Below are 24,673 nucleotides of genomic sequence, written 5' to 3'. Positions count from 1 at the left end.
TCAGCCCCAAAGCGTGTCTCGAACCGGCTGTGGCCATGCCTCGACATCCAGTCCATGTTTGGCAAACAGCGCCAGCGCAATGCGCTCCAGCCCGAAGCCGACGCATGCCGTGTGTGCAACGTCGCCGTTTTCGAGGTTCAGGCCCCATTTGGCTCCAAAAGCGTCCTGATGATAGTTGAAGCTCATGCAGGCGGTCTGATTGGTAGTGGATGTTACCGGAATCAGCAGCTCGAATTTCAGGTTCTGGTCGCGCTGGTTGTTGGCCAGCATCTTGCCAGCACGCCCGAAGAACGGATCGTTGGCGATATCGATCTTCACATCGAGACCGATCTTTTTCATCATGTCCACGCCGCGATCCATCCACAGCTGACGGAATTCCGTCACGTCGCTTTCGGTGCCCATGCACACATATTCGCGCATACGGAACAGTTGCTGGCGGGCTGGGTCCTTCGAAGGCTCATGGCGGAAGCAATAGGATTGAATGTCGTAAAGACCGCCGCCAGCGGGCAGGTTTCCGCGCTTGGCAATGGTTGGATACAGCGGGTAGCAGGCAGCAGGCGTCAGCACGATGTCGGTGATCTTCTGGTCTTTCGTCCAGTCCGTGCCTTCGTCCATGCTTTTGATCAGGCTGACATGATCCAGTTCGCAGCCGCAGAAGGAATGGACTGTGCCAGCAAGCTGCGGGAAGCTTTTCATATAGCCGCTTTTTTCGAAATAGGCGCGGTTGATGCCGGGCGGGAAGCGGATGGCTTCAGCCTTGTCTGGACCGCCGACCTTGTCGATCAAGCGCTCAAAGGCGACGATCACATCTTCGAACTGACCGCTGCGGCCATAAAGGCCATCCACGCCGGTATCGATCAGCAGGCCCTTTTCAAACAGGCGATCGAGAAAGGATGTTTGCATGTCCATGGTCTTATCCCGAAAGGCTGGTGTCCTGCTTCTGGACGAGCAGGAGATTGGCGGAGTTGCTGAGAATTCTGTCGTTGGAGATCATCAGTTGCGCGGAGTGGGCATCACGCAGATGCCGCCCTAAGCTGTAAGGCGTACCGTTTTTGTAACCCATGATGCCGCAGATCAGCATGGCATGATTGATGATCTCAAGAATAGTTTCCGACGAGCAAATCTTGACGTTGTTCATGGCAATGGCAAAACCCATCGACATCAGCTTGTCGGGATCGGACTTGGTGCCTTCATAGGCCTTGAGACCGGCGATGACGTTCGATTTTACAGTCTGCAGCTTGCTCGATACCTCTGCCAGACGGATGGCACCGGGTGGCGTTACGCCAGGGGATTTACGGGCGGCTGCACGAACGAAAGCTTGCGCCCGCAAAACCGCGTTGGAGGCAATGCCGTACCAGACGCCGCTCCACAAAAGATGTGATGTCGCCAGCATGGATTGTGCTGCGATTTCAGCGAAAGGCTTGGAGAATATCTGCTCGGAAGGTGCGTTTCCCTTGAACAGAAAGCCATCGGAACAGGTGCCGCGCATACCAAGCGTGTCCCATATATGGGTCCGCTCGAGTGTGTATTGATCCTTCAGAAAAACGGTCATGACCTGATCGGCCGGTGCCGCTGCTGCATTGGCACGCGAGGTAATGAGAATGGCATCGGCATGCGCGCCGTAAGAAATAACCGTGGCGTCTTTTTCCAAGGTGCAATCGGGGCCACTGACCTCAATGGCGCAGATGGAATTGCGCATGTTTCCGCCGATGCCGCCTTCGGTGGTGGCAGACGCCAAAAGCAGTTGTTCTGATGCCACGCGGCGCATGAAGGCAATATGCCATTCGCTGTCTTCGCCATGTTCCACAAGGCTGGATGCCTTGATGTGGTGCATGGCGAAAATCATCGCGGTTGCGGAGCAGGATTGGCCAAGAATACAGCAGAGATCGGCAATTTGCGCGATGCTTGCACTCTCGCCGCCAAGATGAACTGGCACTTGTATCCCCAAAAGCCGTTCAGACCGAAGCGCTTCAACGGCCTCTATCGGAAACCGTGCGGCAGTATCGACATCGTCGGCATGCCGTGCGGCAATCGACGCGACGCGAGAGGCGCGCGCGGTCAGCGTTGCATCAGGCGGGGCGACCGACAGATTCATCAGGCCGCCTCTTTGCCATCGAGAATAGTTTTGACCGTGTCTTCGATCGCCTTGATGCTGGCAAAAGACTTTCGGTTGAGCATGCTATCGGGAAACTCGATATCGAACGCATCTTCTATGCCGAGCATCAGTTGCACGGATGCAAAAGAAGAAAGTCCGGCTGCGTAAAGGTCAGCTTCATCTTCAATGGTATCGACCGGCACCGGGAGTTGGCCGAATTTCGACAGTATTTCACGAATAGTTGAATTCATTCTCAGTAGTCTCCCTTCACAGCGCGTCATCATAACGCATTCTTCGAGTTACGCTCCAAAAAATAACATTCAAATAAATGGATGGGTTAACTTAGCGTAACTTTCTGTTTTTCGACAGCCATCCACAGATGGCTTGACAAATTTCTGCGTCGGGTTTCTGATTGCAGCATTCACCAGGGGAGTTCCGGCAAGGGGCTGAGATACTGCTAGCGCGCGCAGTGACCCGTTGAACCTGATCCAGTTCATACTGGCGTAGGGACGGTGCAAACGCGGGAACAGCAGTTCGGCCTTGCCGAATGCGTCGCTATTCGTTCCCGTGGTTTTTCGTCTTCATGCTCGAACTGGGTCTCCACTGTTTTTGCTTTGGAGCCTCACGATGAACATTGCTGCTAAAAATCTCTCCCCTGTCGTTACCACAGGTCCGCTGCCCGCTTCGACCAAGGTTTACAAGCCCGGCATCATCCATCCACACATCCGCGTGCCCATGCGAGAAATCGCCGTACATCCCACCGCTGGCGAGCCACCTGTCATCGTGTATGATTCTTCCGGTCCCTATACTGACCCCACCCATGCCGTCAGCATCGACGGTGGTCTGCCGCGCTTGCGTCACGACTGGGTTGTCGCGCGCGGCGATGTGGAGGCTTACGACGGTCGTCACGTCAAACCGGAGGATAATGGTTTTGCCACAGGCGAACGCCTGACGCCTGAGTTTCCACTACGCCACCAGCCGCTGAAAGCGAAGGATGGCAAGGCGGTAACGCAGCTTGCCTATGCCCGCGCTGGCATCATCACGGCGGAAATGGAGTTCATTGCCATACGTGAAAACCTTGGCCGCGAGGCGATCAAGGAGAAGCTGATGCGCGATGGCGAAAGTTTTGGCGCGAATATTCCCGATTTCGTCACGCCGGAATTCGTGCGCCAGGAAGTGGCTGCGGGCAGGGCGATCATTCCCGCCAACATCAACCACCCCGAGGCCGAGCCGATGATCATCGGTCGCAATTTCCTCGTCAAGATCAACGCCAATATCGGCAACTCGGCCGTTACCTCCTCCATGGCGGATGAGGTCGACAAGATGGTCTGGGCTATCCGCTGGGGTGGCGATACGGTCATGGACCTGTCCACCGGCCGCAACATTCACAATATCCGCGAATGGATCATCCGCAACTCGCCTGTGCCGATTGGAACCGTTCCGCTTTATCAGGCGCTGGAAAAGGTCAACGGCATTGCCGAAGACCTGACCTGGGAGGTGTTCCGCGACACGCTGATCGAGCAGGCCGAACAGGGCGTGGATTACTTCACCATTCATGCCGGTGTGCGGCTGCATTACATCCCGCTCACCGTCAATCGCGTCACCGGCATTGTGTCGCGTGGCGGGTCGATCATGGCCAAGTGGTGTCTGCATCACCACAAGGAATCTTTCCTTTACGAGCATTTCGAGGAAATCTGCGACATTTGCCGGGCCTATGACGTGTCGTTTTCACTGGGTGACGGTCTGCGCCCGGGCTCGATTGCTGATGCCAATGATGCGGCGCAATTTGCCGAGTTGGAAACGCTGGGTGAGCTGACGCAGATCGCCTGGGCGAAAGATTGTCAGGTCATGATTGAAGGCCCCGGTCATGTGCCGATGCACAAGATCAAGGAAAACATGGACAAGCAGCTGAAGGTCTGCGGCGAAGCGCCCTTCTATACGCTGGGGCCGCTGACCACGGATATCGCGCCCGGCTACGACCACATCACGTCAGGCATCGGTGCGGCGATGATCGGCTGGTTCGGCACGGCTATGCTTTGCTACGTCACGCCGAAGGAGCATCTCGGTCTGCCGGATCGTAATGACGTGAAGGTCGGTGTCATCACCTACAAGATCGCAGCCCACGCGGCAGATCTGGCCAAGGGGCATCCGGCAGCGCAGATCCGTGACAATGCGCTGTCGCGCGCCCGTTTCGAGTTTCGCTGGGAAGATCAGTTCAACTTGTCGCTCGACCCGGAAACGGCCCGGTCTTTCCATGATGAGACTTTGCCGAAGGAGGCGCATAAGGTTGCGCATTTCTGCTCCATGTGTGGGCCGAAATTCTGCTCGATGCGTATTTCGCATGACATCCGCGCCGAGGCGCAGAAGGAAGGTCTGGAGGCCATGGCGCAGAAATTCCAGCAGGGTGGTGATCTCTATATGCCATTGGAAAAACCGGTGGCAGGGGAATGAGATGCGTATTCTCGTCAATGGAGCAGGCGTTGCCGGATTGACGGCTGCGCTGGAGCTTGCCCGACATGGAATGGAGATCGCAGTTTGCGATCTCGCCGAGCAGCCAGGGCGCGGTGCGTCCTGGTACGCGGGCGGCATGCTGGCACCCTGGTGTGAACGCGAAAGTGCTGAGGAAGCCGTGTTAACGCTCGGCGAATCGGCGCTCGACTGGTGGGAGGAGGCGACGCCGGGGCTGGTGAAGCGAAACGGCACGCTGGTCGTGGCTTCGGTACGGGACAAGGCAGAGCTTGCACGCTTTGCCTCCCGCACATCAGGCTATCGTTGGGTGGATGGGGACGAGATTGCGGCGCTTGAGCCAGACCTCGCCGGGCGTTTTCGTAGTGGGTTGTTCTTTGAAAGCGAGGGGCATCTCGACCCGCGTCTGGCGCTCTCGGCACTGTACGAACGCCTTGTTTCGATAGGTGTTGGCTTCCACTTCGGCGGCGAAGCGATGGATGAGAGTGCATTCGATCACGTGGTCGATTGCACCGGCGCGGCACAGACCGGCAAGCTTGCGGGACTTCGCGGCGTGCGCGGTGAAATGCTTTATCTCTCTTCCTATGAGGTGAAGCTGTCACGCCCCGTGCGGCTGCTTCATCCGCGCATTCCGCTCTACATTGTGCCGCGCGAGGCAGGGCGCTTTATGGTCGGCGCGACGATGATCGAAACGGATGAGGCGGGACCGATCACCGCCCGTTCGATGATGGAATTGCTGAATGCGGCTTACGCGCTACACCCCGCTTTTGGTGAGGCGCAGATCATTGAGACGGGCACCGGTATCCGCCCGGCCTTTGCCGACAATCTTCCAGCGATCAGAGAAGGGCGAGGAACGCTGTTCATCAACGGTGCCCATCGGCACGGCTTTCTACTGTCGCCAGCCATGGCGCGGCAGGCCACCGATATTATGATGTCAAAGGAGGTTTCCCATGAAAATTCTCGTCAACGGGCAAGAGCATGACCTTGCTACCGACAGACTTTCACACCTGCTGACCGCGCTGGATTACGAAGGCGACTGGCTGGCCACGGCAGTCAATGGCGATCTCGTCCATGCGCAGGATCGCGATGATTTTCGGTTGAAGGAATTCGATAGGATCGAAGTTCTTTCACCCATGCAGGGAGGATAGGCGATGTTGACACTTTATGGACGTGAGGTTGGGTCGCGGCTGCTGCTCGGGACTGCGCGGTATCCATCTCCTGCCGTTCTTGCGGATGCGGTGCGCGCCAGCAAGACGGATATCTTGACGATTTCTCTGCGGCGGGAAACGGCGGGTGGCAAGCAGGGTGGGCAGTTTTTCGAGATGATTCGGGAGTTGGACCGAAGCATTCTGCCTAACACAGCCGGTTGCCACACCGCCAAGGAAGCCGTGTTGACGGCCAAGATGGCGCGGGAGGTGTTTAGGACTAACTGGATCAAGCTGGAGGTGATCGGAAATCATGATACGCTTCAGCCGGATGTCTTTGCGCTGGTGGAGGCGGCCCGCATTCTGAGCGACGACGGTTTCGAGGTGTTTCCCTACACGACCGATGATCTGGTGGTGGCGGAAAAACTTGTGGATGCCGGTTGCAAGGTGCTGATGCCCTGGTGCGCACCGATTGGTAGCGCCATGGGTCCGCTGAACATTACTGCTCTGCGCTCCATGCGCGCGCATTTTCCTGAGGTGCCGATGATTGTCGATGCCGGTCTCGGACGGCCATCCCATGCGGCGACCGTCATGGAGTTGGGCTACGACGCCGTGCTGCTCAACACGGCGGTGGCGGGTGCGGGAAATCCGGTCATCATGGCGGGTGCCTTTGCGAAGGCGGTGACGGCGGGGCGCGAGGCCTATCTTGCTGGCATGCTGGAGCCGCGCGATATGGCGGTGCCGTCTACGCCCGTTATCGGCACGGCAGTGTTTTCCTGAGCCGTTGACAAGATGAGGTGACGGCGGGATACCGGCAGGGATGAGCCTCACGAGGTACCCAAAACATGCACAATCTGCTGATCGCTATCGACGGTGTGGCTGTCGGCCATGCCACCGATCTCCAACTTGGGTCAGGCGTCACTGCCATCGTCTTTGACGAACCTGCCATCGCCTCCGGCTGCGTTCTTGGCGGCGCACCGGGCGGGCGGGATACGGCGCTGCTCGACCCGTCGATGACGGTGGATGTGGTCGATGCCTTCGTGCTGTCGGGCGGTTCGGCTTTCGGTCTGGATGCGGCAGGCGGTGTGCAATCCGGACTTCGCGATATCGGGCGTGGCCTTGCTGTCGGCTCCACCCACGTTCCCATCGTGCCGCAGGCGATCCTGATGGATTTGCTGAATGGCGGCAACAAGGATTGGGGCCTGCATTCGCCCTATCGCGATATGGGTTATGAGGCCTTCAAGGCAGTAACTCACCAGCCGTTTGCGCTTGGCAGCGTCGGAGCTGGCACAGGTGCTACCACTGCGACTTTCAAGGGCGGGCTAGGCTCCGCCAGTGCCGTAACTTCGGGCGGTCATAAGGTTGCGGCGATTGTCGCGGTTAACGCAATGGGCTCCGCCACTGTGGGAACAAGCCAGCATTTCTGGGCTGCCCCCTTCGAGCGTGACGACGAATTCGGCGGTCTTGGATTGCCGCCGCAGTTTTCTCCTGTCGACACTGCCATGCGTATCAAAGGTGTGACGCTAACGGCAACGACAATCGGTGCGGTTGTAACGGATGCCGTACTCACAAAATCGCAGGCGCATCGGCTTTCGATCATGGCGCATGGCGGGCTTACCCGCGCCATTCTGCCGTCACATCTTGCCAGCGATGGTGACACCATGTTCGCGGCAGCAACCGGTAAAAGAGCATTGAGCGCCGCGAGTGATTTTGCAGAGCTTTGCCATCTGGCAGGCATGGTCGTCAGCCGTGCCATTGCGCGCGGCGTTTATGAAGCGACGGCTCTGCCCTATGAGGGAGCACAAAAATCCTGGCGGGATCATTTCGGAGCGAGTGCCGAATGAGCGATCAAACCGAGAAATTGCCGCTGAAAACGGTTTTGCGCATTGATTTTCCACCAGGCGATAGACTTGGGCGGGGCAAAATTCAGCTGATGGAGTTGATTGCCTCTACCGGCTCCATTTCCGCTGCCGGGCGGGCCATGGATATGTCCTATCGACGGGCATGGCTGCTGGTGGATGCGCTGAACCACATGTTCAAGGAGCCGGTGATCGAATCGCAGCGCGGCGGCAGCCAAGGTGGGGGAGCTAGCTTGACCGCCTTTGGGCAGGAATTGCTTGAGCGCTATCGTGGCATGCAGCAGCGCTTGAACGATACCCTGAAAGCCGATCTCGATTGGCTTGAGGCGAACAGACAGCGTGATCAGTAAGGATCAAGTGCTGCGGATTTGATGATGGCAAAGATCGGCTGTCCCGGCTCCAGCGCCAGGCGTTCGACCGACAGCTTAGTGATACGCGACGCAATGATATCGCCACCGCAATCCACCTGCACCATCGCCATGCCATCCGCCGACAGCACGATGTTTGCGATTTGGCCCTCCAGAATGTTGAGCGCGCTCAACCCCTCCGGCGTCACCGTCGCCAGCATCACGTCGCGGGCGGGGATGTGGACACGAACGCGGTGTCCGACCTCAGCTGCCGATGTGGGAACTTGTAACGCCACCTTGCCCAGCCTGATCGTAGCAAGCCCGTGCGCAGAATCGAAATCCTCAACGCTGCCAGATAGAATGCTGCCGATCTCCCGGCGCTCCAACTGGGCAGTGAAAGCGGGGCGCGAGAGGATGTCCGCTGCCGGGCCTGCGACCTCGACTTTGCCGTCCTTCATCACCACGATCTGGTCTGCAAGACGCGACACTTCGCTGATGGAATGGCTGACATAAATGATCGGAATTTTCGTTTCGTCCCGCAACCGTTCCAGATAGGGAATGATTTCCGCCTTGCGCGCCTCATCGAGTGCGGCCAGCGGCTCATCCATCAACAGCAGGCGCGGCGATGACAAAAGCGCACGGCCAATCGCCACACGCTGTTTTTCCCCGCCTGAGAGTTTTTCCGGGCGGCGCTTCAGCAGGTCTCCGATGCCGAGCATCTCGATGATTTTTGCGCTTTCTGTGGCGCTGCTTGCCTTGCCAGAAAACCAGCGACCATAATGCAAGTTCTGCTCGACGGTGAGATGCGGAAACAAGCGTGCTTCCTGAAAGACGGTGCCGAAGCGGCGTTTGTGGCAGGGCGTGAAAAGGCGTTTGGCGCTGTCTGCCAGCACCGCTCCATCAAGCGTCAAAGTGCCGTGATCGGGCTTCGTCAGCCCCGCAATGATGCGGATGACGGAGGTTTTGCCGGAACCGGAACGGCCGAACAGGGCGGTCACGCCTTTACCAACGGTAAGGTCCGCGTCAAGCGTGAAAGCACCCAGCCGGTGTTTGACAGTGAGTGTCAGCGTCATTCCGCATTCACCCTTTTGCCAACTATGCGTGCCAGATATTCCGAGGCCAGCAGAGCGACCATGGAGATGGCGATGGCAACCAGCGTCAGCCGCATCGCTCCAGCATCACCACCCGGAACCTGGGTGAAGGTGTAGATGGCGGCCGACAAGGTCTGCGTTTCGCCGGGAATGTTGGAGACGAAGGTGATGGTTGCGCCGAACTCCCCCATGGCCTTGGCAAAAGCGAGGATCATGCCAGCGATAATGCCGGGCAGGGTGAGCGGCAGGGTGACGGTTAGGAACACCCAGATTGGGCTAGCGCCCAGCGTGCCGGCCGCTTCCTCCAGCTTGCGATCCACCGCTTCGATTGAAAGGCGGATGGAGCGCACCATTAGGGGAAAGGCCATGATGGCGCAGGCCAGTGCCGCGCCTATCCAGCGAAAGGAAAAGACGATGCCGAAATACTGATCGAGAAATTGGCCAATAACGCCACGGCGTCCGAAGGTGACGAGAAGGATGAAGCCGGTCACCACCGGGGGCAGGATGAGCGGCAGATGCACAATGCCATTGAGCAGCGATTTGCCCCAGAACTGGCCGCGCGCCAGCGCAAGCGCGATCAATATGCCGAAGGGAAGGCTCGCGAACATGGCGATGCTGGACACCCAGAGGCTTAGGCGTATCGCCGTCCATTCTTCCGCGTTGAGGGTGAGCCAGTCCAATACGCCATTCCCGTCAAAAGGTGATGGCCCCGACGATTGCCGGAGCCATGAGGATCGTGAAAGTCAATCTTACTTCAGAATGGTAAAGCCCTGCTTTTCAAAGAAAGGGGCAGCCTTGGCCGATTTCAGGAATTCGAGATAGGCAGCCGCTGCCGGGCTTTTGGATTCAGACAGGATGGCAACCGGATAGATGATCGGCTCATGGCTGTCCTGCGGGAAGGTGCCGACGATCTTGACACCTTGGTCAGCGGCGGCATCGGTTTGGTAGACGATGCCATAAGGGGCCTCGCCACGAGAAACGAGAACCAGCGCCGCACGAACGCTTTCCGCACCCGCAACCTTACCCTCCACGGAAGACCAGACGCCCAGCTTTTCGAGCGCGGCCTTGCCATATTTTCCAGCCGGAACGCTATCGACCGCGCCCATGGCCAGCTTGCCATCACCCACCAGCTTTGCAAGGTCGAAACCCTGTTTGATGTCGACAGGCGTCGCCTTGTCGGCAGGGGCCACGAGCACCAGACGGTTGCCGAGCAGGTTGGTGCGCGTGTCTTCCTTGATCAGCTTTTTGCCCGCGACATAATCCATCCAGGCAAGATCTGCGGAGATGAAGAGATCGGCAGGTGCTCCCGCTTCGATCTGTTTGGCCAGCGCCGAACTGGCCGCATAGGAAACCGTGGCTTCATTGCTGGTTTCCTTGGCCCATTCCGCATTGGCCGCATCAAGCGCATTTTTCATGCTGGCGGCGGCAAAAACGGTGACCTTGTCCTGCGCAAATGCGGGTGCCGACAGGGTGATGGTTGCAACCACGGAGCCGATAATGGCTGCCAGAGTGGTTCTGATAAGAGTGCGACGAAGAATTCCCATGCCCTTTGGCCCCTTTTAGCGACATATCCTGATGAATATATCGAAACTGTTTAGACGGCGGGCATTATATTTTCAAGGATATATCGATTAATGCGAAACAAGGCCTTCTCTGGGGCCTCCATCCATCGATGCTTAGATGCGTTCACTCGCAAAATGGGCGATCTGCGCGCCGGCCTCGTAATAGGCTTCCTTCAACGCGCGGAAGCTACGGGCCTGCGGGTCTGTGACTGGCAGAGGAAGGGCGTCTTCGGCAATATCGCCTGCCACATGGGCGGCAAGCGTTTTACCGAATACGGTTCCCGGCGCGATGCCGCGACCGTTATAACCGCAAAAGCCAACGACGTTCTTTGCGAATTTATGGAAGCGCGGCACGGAATCGTCGGTCATGCCAATCTGGCCGTACCATTCACATTCGAATTCGATTTCGCCCAGCTGCGGGAATAGTCGCTTCATCGCGCGCTTTGCCCATGCAGTGTGAACACGTGCACCCGTATTGCGTAATGCGCCGACACTGCCGAAGACGAGACGTCCCGCTTGGTCCATGCGGAAGGAGGAGAGGATTTCGTTTGTGTCCCAGCAGCCTTCGCGGTTCGGCAGAATGGTTTGGCGTACATTATCGCCCAGAGGTTTGGTCGCGACGTTGAAATAAGGCAGGTAGACCTGCTCTTCGCGCATGATTTTCCATGGGCCGGTGCTGTAGGCCTCCGTCGCAACGATGATCCAGTCTGCGCGAACCGAACCCTTTACGGTTTTGACCGCCCACCCTTCACCATCCGGCTGGCTGTCGATGACGGGGCTGGAGGTGTAGATCGTGGCACCCGCCGTCTGCGCTGCATGTGCCAGACCACGTACGTAGGCAAGCGGTTGCAGCGTGCCTGCACGCTCGTCCAGCAAGGTACCGCTATAGGCGGAGGAGCCGACGCGGTCTGCGGTTTCCTGTGCGTCGAGAACCCTGACGGGCGCTCCGCGTGCAGCCCACTGGGCGCAACGTTCGCGGATTTCGGCAAGTCCCTTTTCACCTACGGCACAATGGAGCGTTCCGTTTTTTTCAAGCTGGCATTCGATCTGGTGTTTTTCGATGATTTCGCGCACGAGGAACGGCGCGTTGCCGAGAAGATCGAGCAGGCGTTCGCCATAGACGGGGCCGAGCACATCGGGAAGTTCTTTCGGCATGACCCACATGCCGCCATTGATGAGGCCCACATTGCGGCCAGCACCGCCAAAGCCGATCTCCTTGCCTTCGAGAACGATGACTTTGATGCCACGTTCCGACAAATGCAGCGCTGCGGAAAGGCCGGTAAAGCCGCCGCCCACAACGACGACATCCGCCCTTTCTTGGCCTTCAAGCGACGATGTCACGGGTGGTTTCGGCGCGGTTTTTTCCCAAAGGCCATGAGAGCGCGGATCATGATACATCGAAATCACCCAAGAATTGAAACTTCGCGCGCAGTGCGCTGTCTGCTGACCAGCTTACAACTCAGTTGCATCAGTGAATACCGACATATCGTGATCATGTCATGCCAGTGCGGAATGTGGTTTTCGCAACTGCGATGACGTTGGCATGTGTCATCGGCGATCAACAGATGGGCTTGAAACACGCGCCCGGCTCGGACAATAGTGCAGCACACGCGCAAGGCTCACTGGCTTTGTGCATCATTCCATATGCGACGGGAAACAGATCATGAAGCCCATATTCGTTCAGCTTCAATGCACACCCGGCAAGACCTATGATGTTGCCGATGCCATTTATAAGACGGAACTGGTTTCCGAGCTTTATTCGACAAGTGGGGAATATGATCTTCTGCTGAAGATCTATCTTGCGCCCGAACAGGATACCGGCAAATTCATCAACGACAACATCGTTAGCATCCCAGGTATCGTACGGTCGTTGACGACGCTGACATTCACCGCATTCTAATGCTGGTATTTGCAAACGAATGAAGGCGTTGCCTCGTCTGGAGGCAACGCCTTCATGCATTGAGCAAACATGCGCATTTCTCAGACCAGCGCTGCAATCTTCTGGTTGCGAACGAGATTGCGAATGGCGACACGCACGTCTTCAGCACTGTCGAAGCGCTGCTCGTCAAGGTCATGGACGTGGAACTTGACGGCGATGAACTTCAGGCGGTTGTCATCAGGCACGACGATGCCGACGGGTTCACCAGCGAATTCAATAACTTGCTTTTGCATTATACATACTCCCGCTGTGGCTTGGCACACAGCATTTCGTCGAATCGAATTTTGAAGATTGGTGGACGGTTAAGTCACATTCGACAGCAGCGGGAACACATGGATGTGTGTCCGGCATTCACAAACCGCGGATCAAGGATCGCGGCGATGCGTTTCATTTTTGACATGTCACTCTCCCTGCATTGGTGTTGGATCCGGAATGCTGAAGAGAATCTCTCTCCAGTTGAATCACTGATACTCCGGATTCGCGGCGTAATCAATGATTATCAATATAGGTAGAATATTTTTCTTTATGATGACAGGATGGGGGCGGAATTGTGAAATTTTTGTTTCTTTAGCTAGGTTGCAGACAACGCTCTGGAAAGCCGCGTTTATTAGCGGTTTTTATTCTTCCGAGGGCGGATAGCGGTGATCCCTGCCGTTGAAATCGGAAACCGAATAGCAACCATCGGCATGTTTCGCCGCCGCATTCTGACCTATGACGGCTTTTCCATGGCCACCGGGAATATCCAGAACATAGGTCGGCTGGCATAGACCCGAAACATGTCCGCGCATGGCGGCGACGATTCGCTGCCCTTCCTCGATCTCTAGCCGGAAGTGGCTGGTGCCGGGTGCCAGATCCGGGTGATGCAGATAATAGGGCTTCACCCGCGTTTCCACGAAGGCCCGCATCAGATCACCAAGAACCTTGGGGTCGTCATTGATGCCTTTCAGAAGCACCGATTGACTGACCATGGCAATGCCCGCGTCGATCATGCGTGCACAGGCCGCCCGCGCTTCGTCTGTCAACTCGCGCGGATGGTTGGCATGGAGCGCGACATAGGTCGTCTTGCCGCTGGATTTCAGTGCTTCCACAAGTGCCGCATCGATCCGGTCAGGATCAACGACCGGGACACGCGTGTGGAAGCGCACGATTTTGACATGCGGAATGGCCTTCAAACCTTCCATGATGGCCGACAGCCGACGCGGGGATAAAACGAGCGGGTCACCACCGGTTAAAATGACTTCCCAGATTTCCGGGTGTGCCTCTATATAACCAAGCGCCACCGACAACTCTTCGCTCGACATGGTGCCATTGCCCTGCGGTCCAACCATCTCCCGGCGAAAGCAGAAGCGGCAATAGACCGGGCAGATATGCACGGCCTTCAACAATACGCGATCAGGGTACCGATGAACGATGCCGTGGACAGGGCTATGCGCATCATCACTGATAGGGTCGGCACGCTCTTGCGGCGTATGCCACAGCTCATCCTCCTGTGGAATGAACTGCAATCCGATGGGATCGTTGGCATCGTCGTTATTGATGAGATCGGCGACAGTGGGTGTGACCGCCACAGCATAGCGTTCAGTCACGGGGCGAATTCGCTCCAGTGTAAGGCTGTCGATCAGACCGGCATCGAACAGGTCTTCCGCCGATTTCAGGCTGCGCGTCGTCATGAGCCGTAATCCGTTACCGGTGCCCACATGACCAGATCGATGCGCGGTGCGCCGGTTGCCAGCATGACCAGCCGATCGAAGCCAAGCGCGATGCCGCTGGCCGCCGGCATGATGTCGAGCGCCTTCAGAAAATCCTCGTCTATGGGATAAGTTTCGCCGTAGACGCGTTGCTTCTCCGCCATTTCGGCCTCGAAACGGCGGCGCTGTTCGGCAGCATCCGTCAATTCACCGAAAGCGTTGGCCAGTTCGACACCGCAGGCATACAGCTCGAAGCGTTCGGCGACGCGGTTGTCGCTCGGCGAACGGCGGGCGAGTGCCGCTTCACTCGTCGGGTACTCATCCAAAATGGTCGCACGCCCGAAGCCGAGCTTTGGCTCGACCCGCTCGACGATCACGCGACTGAACAAGTCGGCCCAGCTGTCATCGTCAGCCACGCGAATTCCCGATGCCTTGAGCTTCGATGCCAGATGATCACGGTCCGTCTCGCCGCTCGTGTCAATCGTCGCCAGCAGATCGACATCGGCATAGCGCTGAAACGCCTCCGCAACACTCAGCCTCTCGGGTTCAAGAAACGGATCGACGCTGTGCCCACGATAGGTCAGGGTCTTGGTTTTTGCGGTCTCGGCAGCCAGCGCCAGCAATTGCGCGCTGTCATGCATCAGCGTCTCATAGGTCTCGCCCGTGCGATACCATTCCAGCATCGTGAATTCCGGGTGGTGCAAAGGCCCACGTTCGCGGTTGCGATAAACATGGGCAAAACAGTTGATCCGTTTTTCGCCAGCGGCCAACAGCTTCTTGCAGGCAAATTCAGGTGATGTGTGCATATAAAGCGGGCTCTGTTCACCGCTCGTCGTTATCCCGGTCGTCGCAAAGGCATGAAGATGGGCTTCGTTGCCGGGCGATACCTGCAAGGTCGCGGTATCCACCTCCAGAAAATCATTGGCAGCAAAAAAGCCACGCATGGCGGTCTGGATGGCGTTTCGCCCTATCAGAAACGGGCGGCGATCCTGATGCACATCGGGCGTCCACCATGCGGACTTTGTGTTGAGGTCTGAGCCCATCTGTTGCTTTCTTTCCGATGCCAACCACGCCCAGATATCGATTTATACGAAAACCGCAGCACTGTTTTCGGTTCGAGGCTTTTGAAGGCTGGCATTTACCACGGATTTAAGGTAGTTGCGCCCCAGAAAACATACAAAACGTCCATTGGGTCAGTGCCGCCGCGCGGTCCTTTACGACGCATTTCATTGAGTTACAAGGAAATCATATGGTCAAGGTTATCGCCTCATCCGTGCGCAAGGGCAATGTTATCGACGTCGATGGCAAGCTTTACGTCGTTCTCAACGCCAATAACTTTCATCCCGGCAAGGGCACACCTGTGACGCAGGTCGATATGCGCCGCATCTCGGATGGCGTGAAAGTTGCCGAACGCTGGCGCACGACCGAGCAGGTCGAACGCGCATTTGTTGAAGACCTGAACTTCCAGTTTCTTTATGAAGACGGCGAGGGCTTCCACTTCATGAACCCGGAAAACTACGACCAGGTCGTGGTGGACACGGAAACCATGGGCGACCAGAAAGCCTACCTTCAGGAAGGCATGACCTGCGTTCTGTCGATCCATGAAGGTCTACCGCTTGCTGTCATCCTGCCGCGTCACGTTACGCTGGAAATCATGGAGACCGAACCGGTCGTGAAAGGCCAGACGGCCTCGTCTTCCTACAAACCGGCTATTCTGTCCAACGGCATCCGCACCATGGTGCCGCCGCATATCGATGCTGGTATCCGCGTCGTTGTCGCGACGGAAGACAATTCTTACGTCGAGCGCGCGAAGAACTGATTTTCGCAGCCATTGTTATTTTGAAAGAAGCCTCGGAGTGATCCGAGGCTTTTTCTTTGGCTGCATTGCCCATAAAAAATCCCGCAACTTTCGTTGCGGGATTGATGTGTCTGCAAACCGGATTGCGGCTCTTACATTCCCTTGGGAGTGTTGGCTGCAATACGGTTGTTAGAGGATGTCGTTGGGCTGCCGACGGCATAGCCGCCGCCCAGTGCAACGCTAAGCGACACGTAGTCCTGAGCGGTTGTCTGAACTGCAGTCGCGAGATTGGCTTGCGCTGTGGACACCTGACGCTGTGCATCGAGAACGTCGAGCAAAGAGGACGCACCGTCGCGGTAGCTTGCGGTGGCGAGCGACAGGGCTTCCTGGTAGGACTTGACGGTTCTGCGAAGTGCATCTTCCGTCTGCTTGTCGCGGGTCACGGCAGCGAGCGCGTTTTCAACCTCTTCGATACCGTTCAGCACGGTGGCTTTCCATACCAGATATTGTTCGCGAGCTGAAGACTTGGCGATATCGACGTTTGCACGCAGGCTGCCACCATCGAAGATAGGCAGAACAAGACTTGGGCCGAAGGACCAGGAATTGGATGTCCCGCGCGAACCGTTGTTGGAAAGGTTCACGTAGCTTGGCGAAATCGAGCCGCTGATCGTGATGCTTGGATAGAGGCGCGATTCGGCAACGCCGATTTCTGCGACAGCCGCTGCGAGATTGCGTTCGGCGACGCGGATGTCAGGGCGATTGCGAATAAGGTCTGCCGGAATACCGGTGAGCGGTGCCCTGCGGGCAACAGGCTGACGTGCCCCGCGCTGCAACTCAACAACCAGCGACGATGCCGGCATGCCAAGCAGCGTGGCGATGCGGTGTGCCGCCTGACGGAAGCTGGTTTCCAGACCTGGCATATCTGCAAGCGTGGAATTGACCAGACCTTCAGACTGAACGACGTCAAGACGCGAAGCCGCGCCGGCTTCAAGCTGGAGCTTTGTCAGGTCCAGTGTTTCGCGACGTGACTTGAGGTTTTCGCGCGCAATTGCCAGGCGTTCCTGAAAATAGCGAACGTCGATATAGGCCGCGACAACCGAAGAGATCAGCGTTAGGCGCTGTACGTCGGCAGTCGAGTAGGCTGCATCAAGGGAAGCGCTGGCACTTTCCTTGGCGCGGCGGTATTGGCCGAAAAGGTCCAGCAGCCACGATGCGTCGAGCGCGCCACTTGAGTTGTTTTGAACCGCGTTGCTGGTGGTTGGGAAGCTACCTTTGGTCTGAGACGTCGTATGGCTGCCAGAGCCTGTGAGGCTTGGAAGAGCGCCGGCTCCTGCAACGGTAATCTGCGACTGAGCCTGATTGATGCGCTCGATTGCCTGGAGAACGGTTAGGTTCTGCGCAAGGCCGGTCGCGACATATCCATTCAAACGGCTGTCGTTGAAGGCGTTCCACCAAGCGACTGTTGCAACGTCGCCGTTGGTTGCTTTTCCACCTTCGGCAAATTTGCCGGGCAGCTGAATTTCCGGTTCTTTATGGTCAGGTCCGACAACACAGCCCGAGAGCAAAAGCAACGTGAGAGGAATGGTAGCGCGAATAGACAGCATGAAGTTATCCCAATATTTTGGTGCACATGACACACCAGTCAAAACGAGCTGAGTGCTGCTGCGTGCTGACAAAAATGCGGTTCATAATTTCCAACATTTCTAACAGCGTCTTCCGGCTTTGCTAGCACATTTTTGGTTTGTTAACGTTTAGATAGACGCCGAATCATGACGAAAAACGAGGGAATGAAGAAAATTCCGAGGAGTGTTGCAGAAAGCATACCACCCAGAACGCCAATACCGATCGCATTTTGCGCCGCAGAGCCTGCTCCACTGGCAATGGCTAGTGGAACGACGCCGAGAATGAAGGCGAGCGAAGTCATGATGATCGGGCGCAATCTCAGCTTGGCAGCCTCGAGTGTCGCGTCGAGCAGACTTAATCCATGCTCTTGCCGTTCCTTGGCGAATTCCACGATCAGGATCGCGTTTTTCGCGGCAAGCCCGATCGTCGTCAGCAGACCCACCTTGAAGTAGACGTCGTTGGATTGTCCGAAGAAGTGTGCGGCGAGCAATGCACCGACCACGCCGACGGGAACGGCCATGATGACGGAGAAGGGGATCGACCAGCTTTCATAAAGTGCAGAGAGGCACAGGAAGACGATCAGAACGGAAAGTGCGTAGAGCAATGGTGCCTGAGATCCGGAAAGTCGTTCCTGATAGGAAAGACCAGTCCATGCCACCGAGTAGCCGCCATCCATCTGGGAGACGATTCGGTCCACCTCGTTCATGGCATCGCCGGAACTGACGCCTGGAGGGGCGGCACCTTCCAGAGAGAAGGCATTTGCCGCATTATAAGCGGAGACGGATGGCAATCCATTGACCCATTTTGCGGTCGCAAAGGATGTAAACGGCACCATTTCGTTGCCCGAATTTCGGGCGTTCCAGTATTTCAGGTCTTCGGCCTGCATGCGGTAGGGCGCATCAGACTGCACATAGACCTTCTTGATCTTGTTGTTGAGCGTGAAGTCGTTGACCCGGCTGCCAGCAAAAATCGTGGTCAGCATGGAATTGACTTCGGAAATGCTGAGGCCCATGGCCCCGAGCTTCTCCTGGTCCAGCTCAAGCTTGACCTGGCTTTCCTGATCACGGTCATTGGCACGCATGGACGTGATTTTGCCGCTGGAATTTGCGGCTGCGATCAACTCTTTCGATGCGGCCACGAGCGCTTCACTTCCCTGGTTTCCGCTGTCCACCAGGTACATGGAGAAGCCACTGGAGTTACCCAGGCCCTGAATGGCGGGCGGCAGGATCGGGAAGACCTGCGCTTCGCGGAAGGTCATGAACGTTCCCATAGCGCGCTGGACAACTGCCGAAGCGGCCATTTTCGGGTCTGTTCGCTGATCGAAATCCTTCAACTTGGCAAAGACGAGCGCGTAGCTTTGTCCGCTACCGGTAAAGCTGAAGCCGTTGACCGCAAAAATGCTGTCGATGACGTCTTTTTCCTTGTCGAGATAATAGTTCTCGACTTTCTCTATCACCTTTGCCGTCTGCGTGCTCGTGGAGCCATTTGGCAGCTGGATGATCGTCATCAGAACGCCCTGGTCTTCTTGGGGCAGGAAGGACGATGGCAGCCGGGTGAAGAACCAGGCACATCCACCCAGGACGATTGCGAACATGAGTAACACGCGCAATGGACGCTTCAGCAAGTAACCTACGGAACTCACATATCCCGTGGTGGTGCGGTCGAAATTACGGTTGAACCATGCGCCGGGGCCACGGCTCTTCTTATTGTGGTCGATCGGCTTCAGCATCGTGGCGCAAAGCGCCGGTGTCAGCACGATGGCCACCACGGCCGAAAGCAGCATCGCAGATACGATGGTGACGGAGAACTGACGGTAGATGATACCGGTCGAGCCGCCGAAGAAGGCCATGGGAATGAACACAGCCGTCAGAACCAGCGCGATACCGACAATGGCACCGGTGATTTCGCCCATGGATTTCTCCGTGGCTTCCAGCGGTCCCAACCCCTCCTCGGACATGATACGCTCGACGTTTTCAACGACGACGATCGCATCATCGACGAGAAGACCGATGGCAAGCACCATCGCGAACATGGTCAGCGTGTTGATCGAATAACCGGTGAGCGCGAGAATGCCGAAGGTTCCAAGGAGCACCACGGGAACCGCAATCATGGGGATGAATGTGGCGCGCAGGTTCTGAAGGAAAACCAGCAGCACGACGAAGACCAGCACAATGGCTTCGATCAGCGTGTGCACGACCTTCTCGATCGAAAGCGAAACGAACGGCGTCGTATCGTAGGGATAGATGACCTTGACGTTCTGAGGCAGGGTCGGTGCGATCTGCGCCATCTTGTCTTTGACAAGAGCGGCCGTATCCAGCGCATTTGCGCCTGTGGCCAGGTTCACCGCAAAACCCGACGCTGGCTGACGGTTGGATCGCGAGGTCGAGGCGTAGGTCTCCTGGCCGATCTCGACGCGTGCAACGTCGCTCAATCGAACATTGGCACCCGTGTTATCCACCTTGAGAATGATGCGCTCGAAGTCGGAAACCGTCGTCAGCTGGCTTTGCGCCGTCATCGTGACGTTGATCTGCTGACCTTCCAATGCCGGCAGTCCGCCCACGGAGCCAACAGACACCTGCGTGTTCTGCGACTGAATTGCCGAGGTGACATCAGCTGGCGTGAGTTGGAATTTCTTCATTTTGAAAGGGTCGAGCCAGATGCGCATGGCGAAGGCGGAGCCGAAGGCATTGATGTTGCCGACACCCTCGATGCGTTTCACCTGATCTTCGATCTGGGTGGAAAAAATGTCACCGAGATCGGCTGACGAACGCTTTCCATCGGTCGAAACCAACGCGCCGACGAGCAGAATGCTCGACGTCGATTTGGTGACTCCGATGCCGAGATCCTGAACCACGGCTGGCAGTTGTGACGTCACGAGCGCAAGCTTGTTCTGCACCTGAACCTGGGCGATATCGCCATTGACGCTGTTGTCGAACGTCAGGGTGATGCTCGCAGATCCTGTTGTGGAAGACGAGTTCATGTAGGTCAGCCCGTCAAGGCCGGTCATGCCGTCTTCAATGATCTGCGTCACGGTTTTGCGCACCGTATCGGCGCTGGCACCAGTGTAGCTTGCGCTGATGCGGATGGTTGGCGGCGCAATTTCCGGATATTGGGAAATCGACAGCGTGTTGATGGCCAATGCGCCACCCAACATGATGACGATGGAAATCACCCAAGCAAAGATCGGCCGTCGAATGAAAAATTTTGACATATCTAGTTCCTGATCACGATGTTGCCGAGCATGTCTTCAGACATCATGATTTCGGCGCGGGAGCAGGAGCAGCCTGAGCGTCCTGCTTTTCTATGATGGATCCCTTTTCATCGATTTCGGCCGGTATGGGTTTGACCGTGGCATTGTCGGCTATCCACTGAAATCCGTCTGCGATCAGCCTGTCGCCATCCGCAACATTCTCCGTGACGAGCCAGTTGTTTCCAGAAAGCTGGCTGGTTGGAAATGTTCTGGTCTCGACTTTGTTTTCAGCCGTGACGAACTTTGCGGTCAGCTCTCCATTCGCGTTTCGGCTGCCCGCGCGCTGGGGAATGAGATAGCCGATTTCCTTACCAACGGTAATCGTTGCACGCACATACATGCCTGGAAGAATGGTGTTTTCCGGATTGTCGAAAAGGGTGCGGATGGAAACGGTGCCTGTCGTCGTGCTGACGGCCATTTCCGACATGTCGAGCTTGCCCACATTCGGGTATTCTGAACCGTCCTCAAGCGTCAGGCGAATGTCCGTCGTTTCGCTGTTGTCGCGTCGCTCCAGCTTTCCAGCCTTGATCGCAGACTGTAGGCGAAGAAGGTTCACGCTGGACTCGTTCAGTTGAATATAGATTGGATTGATTTTTCGAAGGGTCATCAGTGAGCCGGTCTGGCTGGCGGTGACGACGTTGCCGATCGAGAAATTGGTAGCAGATGTCACGCCGTCGAAGGGCGCGCGGACTTCTGTCAGGGAGAGATTGATCTGTGCTGTTTGCAAGGTCGCGCGGGCCTCTGCAACGGAGGCTTTCGCCTGAAGCAGCGTCGTGCGCGCATCTTCGAATTCTTTTTGCGACGCACCGCTATTGGCGAGGCGCTCGTAGCGCTGCAAATTCGCTTCGGCGGCGGGCACGCTGACCTCTGCCCGCTCCAGAGACGCCTGCGCTTCTGCGAGAGACGCCTGATAGGTGTCGTCATCGATCTTGTACAGCAGGTCGCCAGACTTCACGAAGCTACCTTCCTTGAAGGCGATGTCCTTGATGATACCGCCGACGCGCGGACGAATATCCGCCGTCTGGAAGGCATCGGCGCGCCCCGGCAGCAAAGTCGTGAGCGGATAGTCACTCTTTTTCATGGTAACGACGCTGACGGGGGCGGGAGGGCGCTGATTGCCCTGCGCCGGAGCCTTCTTGGCCTCGTCGCTTTCGCTGCAACCGGCAAGAATGCCCGCCACGAGCAATGTGGTGAAGAGAGGATATAGACGTCTTTTCATCGTTTTTCTCATATCAGCGGTCAAATCTCGATTGGTTGTCTTGTGCGGTCAAAAATGCGGATACATATCTTTTGCAATTATCGGCGCTCATTGCGCGTCAAAACGCGCATGACGCAACACATTATCAGGCAAAGTGACGTATAGTCGCTATCGTCACTTATCAATCCCATATCGCAGTGCAGCATGAAGTAAGTGGATCAGTTCATCACATCGTGTTGCTAAAATGTCGACGTCTTCATGGGCAATCAATGCAGGATGCAAAACGCTGGTCAAAGCAAAAAGAGCCGTCCGAGATGATCGATCGATATCCGTTGGAGGGTAGGTCCCCGTCTTTATTCCATCGCGGATGATCTTGGCGAATTGCTCTGTAATCACATTCTCATAATGTTGACCGCAAGCAAGCTCTCTTTTAGCGGTCATCAAAATCATTTCGAAAATGTACGGATTGTCGTTTAAATCACGGCGATGGTTCTCCATCAGGCTGTGTGCCAGATGCCGCATTCTTTGGAAGGGAGAATGAGTTGCGTCGAGTGGATCGATCCTGTGTTCCAGCAAGCGAATTTGCTGCAGGAAGATGGCGTCGACCAAGGCGTTCTTGGAGCTGAAGTGCTTGAAGACATTTGCCGGAGACATGGCAAGCGCGGCGGCGATATCTGCGATCGATACGGCCCCGAACCCCCGCTCGCGAAAAAGCCGCTCGGTCATCGCCAGAATCTCGCGGCGCGTCTCTTCACCAGATCGCCGTGGACGGATTTGCCGTCCACTCGTTTCGTTTTTCTGTGATGATGACGTTTGTGCGCTGGCTTTGGCCAAGACTACGCTCCCTGAAAAAAGGGTTCCAGATTCTTCCGCACACGCTGAATGGTCGAAGTCTCGCTGTCATCCGGCTTGAATGTTTCCCCGGTGATGCGCTCGAAGGCCTCGATATAGACCTTGGAGGTTTGCAGAACCAGTTCCTGAGGAATTTCCGGAATGTCATCCTCATAGGGGTCGCAACGCTCTGCCACCCATGCCCGAACGAAATCCTTATCGAAACTCTGAGGGCGGGTGCCATCCTGAAAAGCCTGCCCGTAAGTGTCAGCCATCCAGTAACGGCTGCTGTCGGGCGTATGGATTTCGTCAGCCAGAATGATGGTGCCGTTTTCATCGGTGCCGAATTCATACTTGGTGTCGACAAGGATGAGACCCTGCTTGGCTGCGACCTCCTGTCCGCGCTTGAAAAGGGCCAGAGCGTAGGTTGAAAGCGTTTCCCACTGTGACTGCGTCAGCAATCCCTTTTCGATAATCTCAGCCGGTGTGAGCGGCTCATCATGGCCGCCATCGAATTCTTTGCTGGTTGGTGTGATGATCGGCTCTGGCAGGACCTGATTGTCTTTCATGCCGTCCGGGAAGGTAACGCCATACATATCGCGTTCACCCTTCTTATAGAGCGTCAGAATGGACGTGCCCGTCGTCCCCGCCAGATACCCACGCACTACAATCTCGACGGGCAGAATATCGAGCCTCTTGCCGATGACCACATTCGGGTCCGGATAGGAGACGACATGGTTCGGGCAGATGTCTGTGGTCCGTTCGAACCAATAGCGCGCTGTCTGCGTCAAAACCTGACCCTTATAAGGAATGCAGGTCAAGATACGGTCGAAGGCGCTAAGACGGTCTGTCGAGATGATGACGCGATTGCCGTCGGGCAGGTCATAATTCTCGCGAACCTTGCCGCGATAATACTGTGGAAGTTCAGGAATGACGGCTTCTGCTAGAACACGCACGGAATTGTCCAATCTCTCTCTATAATGCGATCGTCGGTTCAGGCGCGCCGACAAGTGTGGATCACCATATCGCATGTTTTAGAGGGAAGAGCCAGTATGGGCTTTAGACCGCCAAGCGAACGGCTCGACCGTCATCAATCCAAAATATCGTTTGAAATCATATATTTATAAAATATGTCTGTTTTTTTACAGGTGGGCTGTTGACTATGTCTGAGGTGTTCCTCTATAAGTCCGCTCACTGACGAGGGCGGCGGCGCTGCTAGCGACGATGTCCTTCGTTCTGGAGAAAACTGGAAGACTTGGCGAGTTTGTTGGGTCTTTGAAAGCTGAACTTTCGAGTTTTGGTTTGATGGTTTTGACACTAATGTGTGTCTGTTTTTTGACAATTGAATATGGAAGAAAGAGAAACGTGGGCGGCGAGGCTTGCGGGACTGGTAGCGATACTGGTCCTTTGAAAGAGACTTTGACGGTCACGTTTTAATGAGAATACACCTGGTCCTTTTTGGCGATCTTCGGATTGCTGATTGATTGAGCGCTGTGAAGCGTTTGGTTGGTTTTAAGGATTGGTGTGAAGTTCTCGTCGATTCAGAATAACGTGATTTAAGTCAATGATTGAATTCTCAACTTGAGAGTTTGATCCTGGCTCAGAACGAACGCTGGCGGCAGGCTTAACACATGCAAGTCGAACGCCCCGCAAGGGGAGTGGCAGACGGGTGAGTAACGCGTGGGAATCTACCCATCTCTGCGGAATAGCTCTGGGAAACTGGAATTAATACCGCATACGCCCTACGGGGGAAAGATAGATTTATCGGGGATGGATGAGCC

Annotated in this window: 23 protein-coding genes, 1 rRNA gene and 1 riboswitch; of the genes, 9 read left to right on the top strand and 15 right to left on the bottom strand. The window is 56.3% G+C overall.

Annotated features, from left to right (window positions below; translation table 11 throughout):
- Genes DSM25558_RS06120 through DSM25558_RS06110 form a run of 3 tightly spaced genes read right to left on the bottom strand, consistent with a single transcriptional unit; the run spans position 1 to position 2,346 of the window.
- Positions 1 to 909: an amino acid--[acyl-carrier-protein] ligase gene (locus DSM25558_RS06120; protein ID WP_077102883.1), complete on the bottom strand. Its 909-nt coding sequence runs from the start codon at positions 907 to 909 to the stop codon at positions 1 to 3.
- A 4-nt stretch (positions 910 to 913) separates the two neighbouring features.
- On the bottom strand, positions 914 to 2,095 hold the full coding sequence (locus DSM25558_RS06115; RefSeq protein WP_077102881.1) for an acyl-CoA dehydrogenase family protein: 1,182 nt from the start codon (positions 2,093 to 2,095) through the stop codon (positions 914 to 916).
- The gene (locus tag DSM25558_RS06110) at positions 2,095 to 2,346 is read right to left on the bottom strand and encodes an acyl carrier protein (RefSeq protein WP_067645693.1); all 252 of its coding nucleotides are present in this window, start codon (positions 2,344 to 2,346) and stop codon (positions 2,095 to 2,097) included. Before DSM25558_RS06110 ends, DSM25558_RS06115 begins: the two co-directional genes overlap by 1 nt.
- A 165-nt stretch (positions 2,347 to 2,511) precedes the next feature.
- Positions 2,512 to 2,623, top strand: a riboswitch (TPP riboswitch).
- 99 nt (positions 2,624 to 2,722) lie between these two features.
- Here DSM25558_RS06110 and thiC point away from each other — a divergent pair.
- From thiC to DSM25558_RS06080, 6 genes are all read left to right on the top strand, one after another.
- Complete coding sequence (gene thiC / locus DSM25558_RS06105) at positions 2,723 to 4,546, top strand: phosphomethylpyrimidine synthase ThiC (protein WP_077102879.1); 1,824 nt, start codon at positions 2,723 to 2,725, stop codon at positions 4,544 to 4,546.
- 1 nt (position 4,547) lies between these two features.
- The gene (thiO, locus tag DSM25558_RS06100; protein ID WP_077102877.1) at positions 4,548 to 5,543 is read left to right on the top strand and encodes a glycine oxidase ThiO; all 996 of its coding nucleotides are present in this window, start codon (positions 4,548 to 4,550) and stop codon (positions 5,541 to 5,543) included.
- Positions 5,512 to 5,709: a sulfur carrier protein ThiS gene (gene thiS / locus DSM25558_RS06095; protein ID WP_077102875.1), complete on the top strand. Its 198-nt coding sequence runs from the start codon at positions 5,512 to 5,514 to the stop codon at positions 5,707 to 5,709. The genes thiO and thiS overlap by 32 nt, the downstream gene beginning before the upstream one ends.
- Before the next feature lie 3 nt (positions 5,710 to 5,712).
- Positions 5,713 to 6,486 (top strand): thiazole synthase, encoded by a 774-nt coding sequence (locus DSM25558_RS06090; protein WP_077102873.1) that lies wholly within the window; start codon positions 5,713 to 5,715, stop codon positions 6,484 to 6,486.
- A gap of 65 nt (positions 6,487 to 6,551) precedes the next feature.
- Complete coding sequence (locus tag DSM25558_RS06085) at positions 6,552 to 7,550, top strand: P1 family peptidase (protein WP_077102872.1); 999 nt, start codon at positions 6,552 to 6,554, stop codon at positions 7,548 to 7,550.
- Positions 7,547 to 7,915 (top strand): winged helix-turn-helix domain-containing protein, encoded by a 369-nt coding sequence (locus DSM25558_RS06080; RefSeq protein WP_077102870.1) that lies wholly within the window; start codon positions 7,547 to 7,549, stop codon positions 7,913 to 7,915. The genes DSM25558_RS06085 and DSM25558_RS06080 overlap by 4 nt, the downstream gene beginning before the upstream one ends.
- Here the strand turns inward: DSM25558_RS06080 and modC are convergent.
- The 4 genes from modC to DSM25558_RS06060 all read right to left on the bottom strand — a co-directional run bounded on the left by modC (position 7,909) and on the right by DSM25558_RS06060 (position 11,963).
- Entirely contained in the window at positions 7,909 to 8,985 is a 1,077-nt protein-coding gene (gene modC, locus DSM25558_RS06075) for a molybdenum ABC transporter ATP-binding protein (RefSeq protein ID WP_077102868.1), read from the bottom strand. The two genes, DSM25558_RS06080 and modC, sit on opposite strands and share 7 nt — an antisense overlap.
- Positions 8,982 to 9,683 (bottom strand): molybdate ABC transporter permease subunit, encoded by a 702-nt coding sequence (gene modB / locus DSM25558_RS06070; RefSeq protein ID WP_077102866.1) that lies wholly within the window; start codon positions 9,681 to 9,683, stop codon positions 8,982 to 8,984. The genes modC and modB overlap by 4 nt, the downstream gene beginning before the upstream one ends.
- 69 nt (positions 9,684 to 9,752) lie before the next feature.
- Positions 9,753 to 10,547 carry a molybdate ABC transporter substrate-binding protein gene (modA, locus tag DSM25558_RS06065; protein WP_077102864.1) on the bottom strand — a complete coding sequence of 265 codons (795 nt, stop codon included), beginning with the start codon at positions 10,545 to 10,547 and terminating at the stop codon, positions 9,753 to 9,755.
- Between the two features lie 132 nt (positions 10,548 to 10,679).
- On the bottom strand, positions 10,680 to 11,963 hold the full coding sequence (locus DSM25558_RS06060) for an NAD(P)/FAD-dependent oxidoreductase (protein WP_077102862.1): 1,284 nt from the start codon (positions 11,961 to 11,963) through the stop codon (positions 10,680 to 10,682).
- Between the two features lie 265 nt (positions 11,964 to 12,228).
- Between DSM25558_RS06060 and DSM25558_RS06055 the strand changes: the two genes are divergently transcribed.
- Positions 12,229 to 12,465 (top strand): Lrp/AsnC ligand binding domain-containing protein, encoded by a 237-nt coding sequence (locus DSM25558_RS06055; protein WP_077102860.1) that lies wholly within the window; start codon positions 12,229 to 12,231, stop codon positions 12,463 to 12,465.
- Between the two features lie 80 nt (positions 12,466 to 12,545).
- Here the strand turns inward: DSM25558_RS06055 and DSM25558_RS06050 are convergent, their stop codons facing one another.
- The 3 genes from DSM25558_RS06050 to epmA all read right to left on the bottom strand — a co-directional run bounded on the left by DSM25558_RS06050 (position 12,546) and on the right by epmA (position 15,235).
- The gene (locus tag DSM25558_RS06050; RefSeq protein WP_077102858.1) at positions 12,546 to 12,737 is read right to left on the bottom strand and encodes a hypothetical protein; all 192 of its coding nucleotides are present in this window, start codon (positions 12,735 to 12,737) and stop codon (positions 12,546 to 12,548) included.
- A gap of 384 nt (positions 12,738 to 13,121) precedes the next feature.
- Entirely contained in the window at positions 13,122 to 14,174 is a 1,053-nt protein-coding gene (locus DSM25558_RS06045) for a lysine-2,3-aminomutase-like protein (protein WP_077102855.1), read from the bottom strand.
- Positions 14,171 to 15,235 (bottom strand): EF-P lysine aminoacylase EpmA, encoded by a 1,065-nt coding sequence (gene epmA, locus DSM25558_RS06040; RefSeq protein ID WP_077102853.1) that lies wholly within the window; start codon positions 15,233 to 15,235, stop codon positions 14,171 to 14,173. The genes DSM25558_RS06045 and epmA overlap by 4 nt, the downstream gene beginning before the upstream one ends.
- Positions 15,236 to 15,441: 206 nt before the next feature.
- Here epmA and efp point away from each other — a divergent pair, with 206 nt between their 5' ends.
- Positions 15,442 to 16,011 carry an elongation factor P gene (efp, locus tag DSM25558_RS06035; protein ID WP_077102851.1) on the top strand — a complete coding sequence of 190 codons (570 nt, stop codon included), beginning with the start codon at positions 15,442 to 15,444 and terminating at the stop codon, positions 16,009 to 16,011.
- Between the two features lie 131 nt (positions 16,012 to 16,142).
- On the opposite strand, the gene DSM25558_RS06030 is transcribed toward efp, so the two are convergent.
- The 5 genes from DSM25558_RS06030 to DSM25558_RS06010 form a co-directional block, all read right to left on the bottom strand.
- Positions 16,143 to 17,594: an efflux transporter outer membrane subunit gene (locus DSM25558_RS06030; RefSeq protein WP_077102848.1), complete on the bottom strand. Its 1,452-nt coding sequence runs from the start codon at positions 17,592 to 17,594 to the stop codon at positions 16,143 to 16,145.
- A 140-nt stretch (positions 17,595 to 17,734) separates the two neighbouring features.
- On the bottom strand, positions 17,735 to 20,824 hold the full coding sequence (locus DSM25558_RS06025) for an efflux RND transporter permease subunit (RefSeq protein ID WP_077102846.1): 3,090 nt from the start codon (positions 20,822 to 20,824) through the stop codon (positions 17,735 to 17,737).
- Between the two features lie 43 nt (positions 20,825 to 20,867).
- Positions 20,868 to 22,082, bottom strand: coding sequence for an efflux RND transporter periplasmic adaptor subunit (locus DSM25558_RS06020; RefSeq protein WP_077102844.1), 1,215 nt, complete (start codon positions 22,080 to 22,082; stop codon positions 20,868 to 20,870).
- Positions 22,083 to 22,235: 153 nt separating this feature from the next.
- Complete coding sequence (locus DSM25558_RS06015; protein ID WP_077102842.1) at positions 22,236 to 22,895, bottom strand: TetR/AcrR family transcriptional regulator; 660 nt, start codon at positions 22,893 to 22,895, stop codon at positions 22,236 to 22,238.
- A gap of 2 nt (positions 22,896 to 22,897) precedes the next feature.
- Complete coding sequence (locus DSM25558_RS06010) at positions 22,898 to 23,848, bottom strand: phosphoribosylaminoimidazolesuccinocarboxamide synthase (RefSeq protein ID WP_077102840.1); 951 nt, start codon at positions 23,846 to 23,848, stop codon at positions 22,898 to 22,900.
- Between the two features lie 621 nt (positions 23,849 to 24,469).
- Here DSM25558_RS06010 and DSM25558_RS06005 point away from each other — a divergent pair.
- Positions 24,470 to 24,673 (top strand): 16S ribosomal RNA (locus DSM25558_RS06005); the annotation flags it as partial.

Origin of the sequence: Agrobacterium sp. DSM 25558, from assembly GCF_900100825.1 — a bacterium.
GTDB lineage: Bacteria > Pseudomonadota > Alphaproteobacteria > Rhizobiales > Rhizobiaceae > Agrobacterium.
The sequence above is the reverse complement of the archived record's forward strand: the minus strand, read 5'-3'. Positions and strand labels throughout refer to the sequence as shown.